Source organism: Xanthomonas hortorum (assembly GCF_040279205.1).
Taxonomy (GTDB): domain Bacteria; phylum Pseudomonadota; class Gammaproteobacteria; order Xanthomonadales; family Xanthomonadaceae; genus Xanthomonas; species Xanthomonas hortorum_F.
On record NZ_JBEOLS010000012.1, the window covers coordinates 95247 to 104303 of the forward strand.

At 66.2% G+C, this 9057-nt stretch carries 8 protein-coding genes and 1 pseudogene; 6 read left to right on the top strand and 3 right to left on the bottom strand.

Annotation, left to right across the window (positions count from 1 at the left end; all coding sequences use genetic code 11):
• Positions 1-214: 214 nt before the first annotated feature.
• The 3 genes from ABS769_RS07630 (at position 215) to ABS769_RS07640 (ending at position 2325) form a co-directional block, all read left to right on the top strand.
• Positions 215-907 carry a rhomboid family intramembrane serine protease gene (locus ABS769_RS07630; RefSeq protein ID WP_003482177.1) on the top strand — a complete coding sequence of 231 codons (693 nt, stop codon included), beginning with the start codon at positions 215-217 and terminating at the stop codon, positions 905-907.
• Positions 908-1018: 111 nt separating this feature from the next.
• Positions 1019-1339 (top strand): DUF1820 family protein, encoded by a 321-nt coding sequence (locus tag ABS769_RS07635; protein WP_180315508.1) that lies wholly within the window; start codon positions 1019-1021, stop codon positions 1337-1339.
• Entirely contained in the window at positions 1339-2325 is a 987-nt protein-coding gene (locus ABS769_RS07640) for a D-2-hydroxyacid dehydrogenase family protein (RefSeq protein ID WP_317060487.1), read from the top strand. The genes ABS769_RS07635 and ABS769_RS07640 overlap by 1 nt, the downstream gene beginning before the upstream one ends.
• 225 nt (positions 2326-2550) lie before the next feature.
• On the opposite strand, the gene ABS769_RS07645 is transcribed toward ABS769_RS07640, so the two are convergent.
• Together ABS769_RS07645 and ABS769_RS07650 are read right to left on the bottom strand one after the other, a co-directional pair.
• A complete protein-coding gene (locus tag ABS769_RS07645) occupies positions 2551-4065 on the bottom strand; it encodes a S41 family peptidase (protein ID WP_317060489.1) in 1515 nt (504 codons plus the stop codon).
• Positions 4066-4393: 328 nt separating this feature from the next.
• Positions 4394-5716, bottom strand: coding sequence for a murein hydrolase activator EnvC family protein (locus ABS769_RS07650; protein ID WP_317060491.1), 1323 nt, complete (start codon positions 5714-5716; stop codon positions 4394-4396).
• A 97-nt stretch (positions 5717-5813) separates the two neighbouring features.
• Here ABS769_RS07650 and ABS769_RS07655 point away from each other — a divergent pair, with 97 nt between their 5' ends.
• Together ABS769_RS07655 and ABS769_RS07660 are read left to right on the top strand one after the other, a co-directional pair.
• Entirely contained in the window at positions 5814-6470 is a 657-nt protein-coding gene (locus ABS769_RS07655) for a hypothetical protein (protein ID WP_317060493.1), read from the top strand.
• Between the two features lie 58 nt (positions 6471-6528).
• Complete coding sequence (locus ABS769_RS07660) at positions 6529-8331, top strand: M28 family metallopeptidase (RefSeq protein ID WP_430544130.1); 1803 nt, start codon at positions 6529-6531, stop codon at positions 8329-8331.
• 207 nt (positions 8332-8538) lie between these two features.
• Here ABS769_RS07660 and ABS769_RS07665 read toward each other — a convergent pair.
• Positions 8539-8856: pseudogene (locus ABS769_RS07665) on the bottom strand (PepSY domain-containing protein); the annotation flags it as partial.
• A gap of 44 nt (positions 8857-8900) precedes the next feature.
• Between ABS769_RS07665 and ABS769_RS07670 the strand changes: the two are divergent.
• On the top strand, positions 8901-9057 hold a 157-nt coding region (locus ABS769_RS07670; protein ID WP_233368074.1), incomplete at its 3' end, for a transposase.

Below are 9057 nucleotides of genomic sequence, written 5' to 3' on the forward strand. Positions count from 1 at the left end.
TTGTTGCTCTCCGGATAAAGACTGCAGTGGTCGGTACAGCGCCCGCGCCCAGCGCCAAACAGCAGCTGGAGCGCGCCGGAGACCCCCCCCCGACATACGACGCCGTACGCAGTATAACCACGACGATTAACCGAACAATAACGAAGTGCGTTTTGGCTGGCTGGACAGGTTGGGGATGGGTTCAGGAGCGTGAACCCGCTAGAGTGCCACTCCGATGTTCGTCTCTCTCCCCTCCCGCAAGAAACCTACCCCCCGCTGGGCGGTGCCGTTGCTGTTCGCCACCGTCTGGCTGGCCTACCTGTGGTCGATCAGCCGGCCGGGCGAGGCGCGCAACACGCTATGGCTGGACTGGGGCGCGCTGTCCAGCGGCGTCTCCAACCTGGGCGACTGGTGGGCGACCCTGCGCGACGGCAGCGTGCTGCGGCTGTTCACGGCCCTGTTCCTGCACGCGGACTGGTCGCACCTGCTCGGCAACCTGGTGTTCCTGCTGATCTTCGGGCTGCCGGCCGAGCGCATTCTGGGGCCGTGGCGGTTGCTGCTGCTGTTTCTGGTCGGCGGCGCGGCCTCCAACCTGGCGGCGATCTTTGCGATCGGCACGCCGGACCGGGTGATCATCGGCGCCTCGGGCGCGGTGTCGGCATTGATCGGCACCTATCTGGCGCTGTTTCCCGGCGCCAAGCTGGGCGTGGTGCTGCCGCTGGGAGTGTTTCTGGAATTCATCCGGGTACCGGCGCCGTTGCTGATCGGCGCCTGGGCGCTGCTGCAGGTGGTGTTCGCCTATATCGGCCCGGCCTTCGGCATGGTGGCGTGGTCGGCGCATATCGCCGGGTTCGTCTTCGGCATCGTCTATGGCCTGTACGTGCGTGCGGCGATCGCGCGGCGGCTGCGCAAGCGCCACGGGTTCTAACGCGGCGAGCGACGCGTGGTGGACAGCCCGACGACGCTGACGCAGGCGTTGCGTTCTGGCAGTGACCGGTTGCGCTGCCTCGGCCGTGCTGGCACGCCTATAATCGCCGGCATGTCCAAGCCTTTGTACAAAGTCACCTTCCTCAATCATGGCAAGGTGTACGAGCTTTACGCGCGTGAGGTCACCAGCAGCCATCTGTGGGGCTTCAACCAGATCGGCGAGCTGGTGTTCGACGTGCACGACGGGTTGGTGGTGGATCCCACCGAAGAACGGTTGCGCGAAGAGTTCGGCAATACCAAGACGCTGCACCTGCCGATGCAGAGCATCGTGCGCATCGAAGAAGTCGAGAAGAAAGGCCAGTCGGTGATCCGCGATGCCACCACCGGCGACAAGGTGGTCACGCCGTTCCCGCTGCCGACCAAACCGCGCTGATGCGCATCCTGGTGCCCGACGATTACCAGGGCGCAGTACGCCAGCTGCCCTGTTTGCAGCGGTTGCAAGGGCACGATGTACAGGTGCTGGGTGCGCTGGCTACCGATCCCAACGAATGGGCCGAGCGACTGGTGGAAGCCGATGCGCTGGTGCTGATTCGCGAGCGTACCCGCGTGGACGCCACGCTGCTGCGGCGTTTGCCGCGGCTCAAGTTGATCAGCCAGACCGGGCGGGTGGGCGCACATGTGGATGTGGCCGCGTGCACCGAGTTCGGGGTGGCAGTGGCCGAAGGCGTCGGCTCGCCGGTGGCGCCGGCCGAGCTGACCTGGGCCTTGATCCTGTCGGCCAGCCGGCGGCTGACCGAGTACCAGCGCGCGCTGCATCAGGGCCGCTGGCAGGCGCTGGGTGATCCCGGGTTGGGACGCGTGCTGCACGGGCGCACCTTGGGCATCTGGAGTTACGGGCGGATCGGCCAGCGCGTGGCCGGCTTCGGGCGTGCGTTCGGCATGCAGGTGCTGGTGTGGGGCGGCGAAGCCTCTTGCGCGCAGGCCGCGCGCGATGGGTTCGAGATCGCCGATAGCCGCGAGGACCTGTTCGAACGCAGCGATGTGCTGTCGCTGCATCGGCGCCTGAGCGCGCAGACACGCCATCAGGTGACCGTGGACGATCTGGCGCGCATGCGCCGCGATGCCTTGCTGGTGAACACCAGCCGCGCCGAATTGATTGCGCCAGGTGCGCTGTTGGCCGCGTTGGACGCCGGCCGTCCAGCGCAGGCGGCGGTGGATGTGTTCGAACGTGAGCCGGTGCTGGATGCGCGCGATGCGTTGCTGCAGCACCCGCGCATGTTGGCGACGCCGCATCTGGGCTATGTGGAACGCGACAGCTACGCGCTGTACTTCGAAGCGGCATTCGACAATGTGCTGGCGTTTGCCGCAGGCACGCCGCGCAATTTGGTCAATCCCGAGGCGTTGGCGATTGCGCGATAGCGGTTGTTTGAATAGCGCTTGTTTTTCGGGAAGGCTTCTCGCGACCAGGGTCGCTCCTACAAAAGCACTCGCTGCGGCACGGCTTGTTGCGTGACGTTACATCCGGGGCAGCCCTACGGTTGCCGGGTGATCGGGGTGTGCGGGTAGATGGCGTTGCAGTGCCAGCGCACATCGATCGCGCCGAGTGCGCAGCGGGCATGATGCACCCGCCGCGCTGTAGCCGGATTACTTGACCGGTTCGGCCGCTTTGGGCTTGTCTGCAGGCGCAGCCGGTTGGGTTGGTTCGGCCGGCGTGGCCGACTTGGCTTTCTCGGCCGGTTCTGCGGCCTTGGGCTTGTCGGTCGCCGGACGCGCTGCTGCCGGCTTGGGTTCGGCCGCTGTCTTGGCGGCCTTGGCCTTCTGCGCTGCCTGTGCCTTGGCTTTGAGCGCGGCTTGCGCCTTGGCCGCCGAGCCGGGTTGCTTGAGCTCGGCCAGCGCGGAGGCGATCGGGCCATCGCCCGGCAGCACGTCGCCGGCGCTGTAGCCCTCCTCGCCTTCGGCATCGCCACGCAGATGGCCCGGCAGCGTGGCTTCGCTGAAGTCGGCCAGGCTGGCCGGCACGTCGGCATCGCCCGGTTGCGGTTCCGGGGTGAGCAGCACTTCCGGCACGATGCCGCTGGCCTGGATCGACTTGCCGCTGGGGGTGTAATAGCGCGCGGTGGTCAGCTTGACCGAGTCGCCGTTATCCAGCGGCAGTACGGTTTGCACCGAGCCCTTGCCGAAGGTGCGGCTGCCGATGATGCGCGCGCGCTGGTTGTCGCGCAGCGCACCGGCCAGCACTTCCGAGGCGCTGGCGGAGCCGGCGTCCACCAACACGATGACCGGCACCCCGCCGAGCAGGTCGCCTGGGGTGGCGTCGAACTTGGCATCGCTGATGGAGATGCGTCCACGGGTGCTGACGATGTTGCCCTTGTCGAGCAGATCGTCGGCGACCTGCACCGCGGCGGTCAGCAGGCCGCCAGGATTGCTGCGCAGATCCAGCACCAGGCCGCGCAACTTGCCACCGGCCTGCAGTTGCTTGAGGTTCTTCTGGAAGTCGGCACCGGTGTCGGCCTGGAAGGTGCTGATGCGGATGTAGCCGTAGCCCGGTTCCAGCAGCTTGCTGCGCACGCTGGCCACGCGGATGGTCTCGCGCTGCAGGGTGACGTCGAACGGCTTGGGCGTCTTGTCGCGCACGATGGTCAGCACGACCTTGCTGCCGGATTCGCCGCGCAGCGGCTCCATCGCCTTGCTGGCGTCGATCGGCTTGCCGTCGATGGCCACGATCACATCGCCGGCGCGGATGCCGGCGCGCGCGGCCGGAGTGTCGTCGATCGGCGCGATCACCTTGAGCGTGTTGTCCTGCTGCTGCAGCAATTCCACGCCAATGCCGTCGTAGGCGCCAGTGGCCTGTTCGTCGAAGGCCTCGGCGTCTTCCTTGTCGAAATAGGTGCTGTGCGGGTCCAGATCCGAGAGCAGGCCACGCACCGCCGCGTGCATCAGCTTCTTGTCTTCGACCGGATCCACATACGCCTGCTTGACCGCGTTGTAGACCGCCACGAAACGGCGGATCTCTTCCAGCGGCACCTTGGACACGGCGGCTTCATTGGCTTCCGGATCGTCCGCAGTGGCCTGGGCGGCGGCGGTGCCGGCCTTCTGTGCCCAACCGGGCGACGCGAACAAGGCCAGCGACAGGGCAACGGACAGGACAGCTACGCGCATGAAGCACTCCGGAAGAGAGAAGACGCCCCACAACCTGGCGCCGCCTGGATTATGCGCGAAGCAGCGATAAATCCGCGTTGAATTGCCGTTGCCTGCTGCAAATGCGCAGATGCATGCGCGGTGGCGTCGCTGTGCGGTGCGCATCGTGCTGGCGATGACGCGGCCAGACGCGCTGCCGGGCATGGGCGACACCGCACCGGGAGCGCGCGCCCGATGGCTGCGCAAGCAGCTTGTCCCGGTTCCCTGAGTGGTCGCCTCAATGGTGGCTTCGACGCGCTGCACGTCTGGTCACCGGGACGCGGCAGCGCGCGGCTCACCGTACCTGCACTCAGCGCCGCTGCAACCAGCTCGACGGATCCACCGGCTGCCCATTGCGACGCAGTTCGAAGTACAACGCAGGCACGCCCTGCCCGCCCGAGCTGCCGACCTTGGCTACCGCTTCGCCGCGCTTGATCGAGGCGCCGGCATCGCGCAACAGCGTGTCATTGTGCGCGTACAGGCTCATGTAGCCGTTGCCATGGTCCACGATCAGGATCATGCCGTAGCCGGTCATCCAGTCGGAGAACACCACCGTGCCATCGGCCACGGCGCTGACGGTGCTGCCCTTGGGCGCGCCGATCAGCACGCCCTTGCTGGTGTGGCCGTCCGGCAAGGTGGCGTTGAAGCGGGCCAGCAGGTTGCCCGACACCGGCCAGCTCAGCCCACCGACCTTGGGGGCCGGCGCGCTGGCGATGACCTTGGGCGGCGTCTTGCCCGGCCGGTCGGAGCGATCGGGACGATCGGTTTTGGCGCGCTTTGCCTGCGCGGCGGCCTCGGCTGCGGCGCGCTTGGCGGCCGCGCGGCGTTCGGCTTCGGCCTTGGCGGCGGCTGCGCGCAGATTGGCGAGCAACTGTTCAAGCGACTTGGCGTCCTGGCCCAGGGCTTTTTCGCGTTCGGCGCGCTGTTTGTAGCGGTCGTCCAGCTGCGCGACGGTGACCGCCTGCTGCGAGCGATCCTTCTGCAGCGAAGAGGCCTGCGCTTTTTGCTGCGCACGCGCGCTATCCAGTGCCTGGCGCCGGCTGGCGATGTCCTGTTCTACCTTCGCCAAGGCCTCCAGCTGCGTGGTCAGCGCCTGGATGCGCTGCGCACGCGCGTTCTGCACGTAGCGATGGTCGGCCAGCCGGCGCGTGGCATCGCCCACCGTGTCTTGCGACAACAACACCTTCAACGGCGCGTTGCGGCCGAGCTGATCGGCGGCGCGCAACAGCGCTGCCAGCTGCGCGCGCTGGGTCTGCAGGCCGCGCTGCAACTGCGCGCGATCCTGCTGCAGTTTGCTCAGATGCTGCTCCTGCTCGCGCATGGCCGATTCGGTTTCGCTCAATGCACGTGCCGTCTTGGCCACCTTTTCATCAGCCTGGCGCAGCTGCTGGGCGGCGGTGCCGCGCTTGCCTTCCAGTTCGCGCCGGTCGGCAGTGATGGTCTTCAATTCATCGCGTAACTGCTGCAGCTTGCGCTCGGCCTCGCGCTGGCTTTGCGCGCTTGCACCGGCGCTGCCGAGCACTGTGCAAGCCAGCAGCGCGCAAGCCAGCATGGCCGCCGCCAGCCACGCGCGTGAGCGGCCGGTGGCGGGGGCAAGCGGCAGGCGCGAGCGCGGTGCGGGCGAAGGAGGCAACGAACGGTCCAGTGACTTCAGGCAGGTGCGCGATTGTAGCCAAGCATGGTGTGATCGCCGCCACGCCCCAGATAGCCGCCGCCGCGCGAGGTTCAGCATGAAGTCCCAGCATCTTCTCCTGATGGTGTCCCTGGTCTGCACGAGCGCCTGGGCCAACGAGGACATCAGCAAGGTCAACGGCCGCATCAGCGCCGAGGCCGGCCAATCTTATGGCGCCCTGGACACCGTCAACGGCTCCATCGAAATCGGTGCCGGTGCGCAAACCAAGAGCGTGGAAACCGTCAACGGCAGCATCCAGATCGGCGAGCGCGCGCGCACCGGTGGCGTCTCTACCGTCAATGGCGCGATCACGCTGGGCCAGAAAGTGGTGGTGTCCGGCGGGCTGGAAACGGTCAACGGCAGCATTCTGGTGGAGCGCGGCAGCCAGATCAGCAGCGGCGTGGAAACCGTCAACGGCAGCATCGGTCTGGTGGAAACCGAGCTCGGCAAGGGCATCGAGACCGTCAATGGCGATATCACCGTGGGGGTGGGCTCGCATGTCCATGGCGGGATCGAGGTCACCAAGCCCAATTTCAGTCTTTCGTTCAAGCCATCGCGCAAGCCGCGGGTGGTGATCGGCCCCAATGCGGTGGTGGATGGGCAGCTGCAGTTCGAGCGCGAGGTCAGCCTGTATGTGCATCGCACCGCCAGGATCGGCGCGGTTACCGGCGCCACTGCGCGCAGTTTCGACAGCGACGTGGCGCCCAAGGACTGACGCGCTCACCACAGTCAACGCCTAGAATCGGGGGACCTTCGCCGCACGAGGAGTCCCGATGCCCCGCAAGATCCTGTTGTGCCTGGCCGCGACGCTGGCCCTGGCCGGCTGCAAACGTGAGCCCGCCGACGCACCTGCCGCGCCCAGCGCGCAGACCCCGGCCGATACCGCACCCAGCGCACCGGTCAGCCGGCACGCGTTCTCGCCGGAGATGACGACCGGCGACTTCGCCGAGTTGGTCAAGACACTGGCCTCGGACGATTTCGAAGGGCGCGGCCCGGGCACCGCGGGCGAAGAGAAGACCGTCACCTATATCCGCGACCAGATGCAGCGCATCGGGCTGCAGCCGGGCAATGGCGATAGCTGGTTCCAGGACGTGCCGATGGTGGAAACCACCGCCGATGCAGCCACCGCACCCAGCCTGCGCAGCGGCGATCAAACCCGCGCACTGGCCTTCGGCACCGACATCGTGGTGGGCACGCGTACCGGCCAGGCCGAGGTCAAGCTGGACAACAGCGAGCTGGTGTTCGTTGGCTACGGCGTGGATGCGCCCGAGCAGCAGTGGAACGACTACGCCGGCCAGGACTGGAAGGGCAAGACGGTGGTGATGTTCGTCAACGACCCCGGCTTCCATACCAATGATGCCAAGTTGTTCGACGGCAAGCGCATGACGTACTACGGGCGCTGGACCTACAAGTTCGAAGAAGCCGCGCGCAAGGGTGCGGCTGCCGCGTTGATCGTGCACGACACGCCCGGCGCCAGCTACGGCTGGGATGTGGTGAAGAATTCCTGGGCCGGCCCGCAATACGACCTGCCGGCCAAGGACGACACCGACCCGCGCCTGCCGGTGCAGGGCTGGATCAGCGCCGAGACCGCCAAGCAGTTGTTTGCCAACGCCGGGCTGGACCTGGCGCAGGCCTACAAGGACGCCAGCAAGCGCGGCTTCAAGCCGGTGCCGTTGAAGGCCAGCTGGTCGGTGGACCTGAAGAGCACCATCGCCGAAAAGACCTCACGCAATGTGGTCGGCGTGCTGCCGGGCAGCAGCCACGCCGATGAAGCGGTGCTGTACATGGCGCATTGGGATCACCTGGGCAAGCATCCGGGCGAGAGTGGCGACAACATCTACAACGGCGCGGTGGACAACGCGACCGGCGTGGCCGGCATTCTGGAAATCGCCGATGCCTTCGCGCATCAGGATCCCAAGCCGGCGCGCTCGGTGGTGTTTGTGGCGGTGACGCTGGAAGAATCCGGTTTGCTCGGGTCCAAGTATTACGTGGCCAATCCGAGTTTCCCGCTGGACAAGATCGCTGCGGTGATCAACCTGGATGCGATGTCGGTGGCCGGGCGCGCGCGCGATGTCACCGTGGTGGGCATGGGCAGCTCGGAGCTGGAAGACATTCTCAAGCCGATCGCCGCGATGCAGGGCCGCACGCTGCACGCCGAGGCGACGCCGCAGAGCGGCTCGTATTTCCGCTCGGATCATTTCAACTTCGCCAAGGCGGGGGTGCCGGCGCTGTACGCCGATGGCGGCGAAGACCTGCGCGAGGGTGGCACCGCTGCCGGACGTGCAGCCGCCGAAGACTATGGGCGCAATCGCTACCATGCCCCTGGCGATGAGTACGATGCGGCTACCTGGAAACTCGATGGCACCCTCGAAGATCTGCAGGCCGTGTATGGCGTGGGCAAGGAAGTCGCCGCTGGCGAGCGTTGGCCCAACTGGTATGCCGGCAACCCATTCAAGGCCGCGCGCGACCGCATGATGGTCGGCAAGCCAGGTGCGAGTGCAGTAGCGGATCCGCAGTCACCTGCCTCTGCTGATGGCAAACAGGCCGATGGCAAGCAGGTAGCGCCGGCGCGTTGAGTACACCGAGTGCGCGCATGGCCTCAAGCACGCATGTGTGCAGTCGTGTTGCGATCGATCGGATTGCGGCATTGTGTGTGACAACAAGGCCCGCGCGCAGCCTGCGGTGTCAATAAACAGGGCCTCCAGTTGGAGGCCCTGTTCAGTGTTGCAGTGCTGCCCGGCAAACGTGCTCAAACACCACCACGCGATTGCGTCAGTGATGGATCAGTCGTTGTCCGCGCTGACCACGTGCCCATCTTCCGGATCGATGTGCAGGTCGACCTTCTGTCCGCCACTTTGCTCGGCGTCGGCCTTCCACAGGCCGTCCTTGAACTTGAGGTCGTGCACGTTGGAATAGCCGTTGGTCGACAACGCCGCGCGGATATCGGCCTCGCTTAACTTGGAGGTGGTCTGGTCGCCGTACACGCGCCCGGTCACCGGGTCGATACGCACATCCACATCCTTGCCATCGCCGCTGCGCGCATCGGCGGTCCACACTCCGTGCTCGAACTTGACGTCGTGCACCTTGGTGTAACCTTTGCTAGGGCCTGTTAACACTAATGGCCCGAGCGATTAAACTATCGTGCATGGAGATCACGCCAGCACAATTTTCTCTAATCGAACACTGCCTGCCGGCGCAGCGCGGCAATGTCAGCATGACCAACCTGCAAGTGGTCAACGCCATCCTTTACGTTGCCGAGCATGGCTGCAAATGGCGCGGCCTACCCAAGCGCTTTGGCAACT

Coding starts and splice junctions, on each gene's coding strand:
- ABS769_RS07645 (WP_317060489.1), bottom strand. CDS start 4,065: ATGCGCGTAGCTGTCCTGTCCGTTGCCCTGTCGCTGGCCTTGTTCGCG.
- ABS769_RS07635 (WP_180315508.1), top strand. CDS start 1,019: ATGTCCAAGCCTTTGTACAAAGTCACCTTCCTCAATCATGGCAAGGTG.
- ABS769_RS07630 (WP_003482177.1), top strand. CDS start 215: ATGTTCGTCTCTCTCCCCTCCCGCAAGAAACCTACCCCCCGCTGGGCG.
- ABS769_RS07660 (WP_430544130.1), top strand. CDS start 6,529: ATGCCCCGCAAGATCCTGTTGTGCCTGGCCGCGACGCTGGCCCTGGCC.
- ABS769_RS07640 (WP_317060487.1), top strand. CDS start 1,339: ATGCGCATCCTGGTGCCCGACGATTACCAGGGCGCAGTACGCCAGCTG.
- ABS769_RS07655 (WP_317060493.1), top strand. CDS start 5,814: ATGAAGTCCCAGCATCTTCTCCTGATGGTGTCCCTGGTCTGCACGAGC.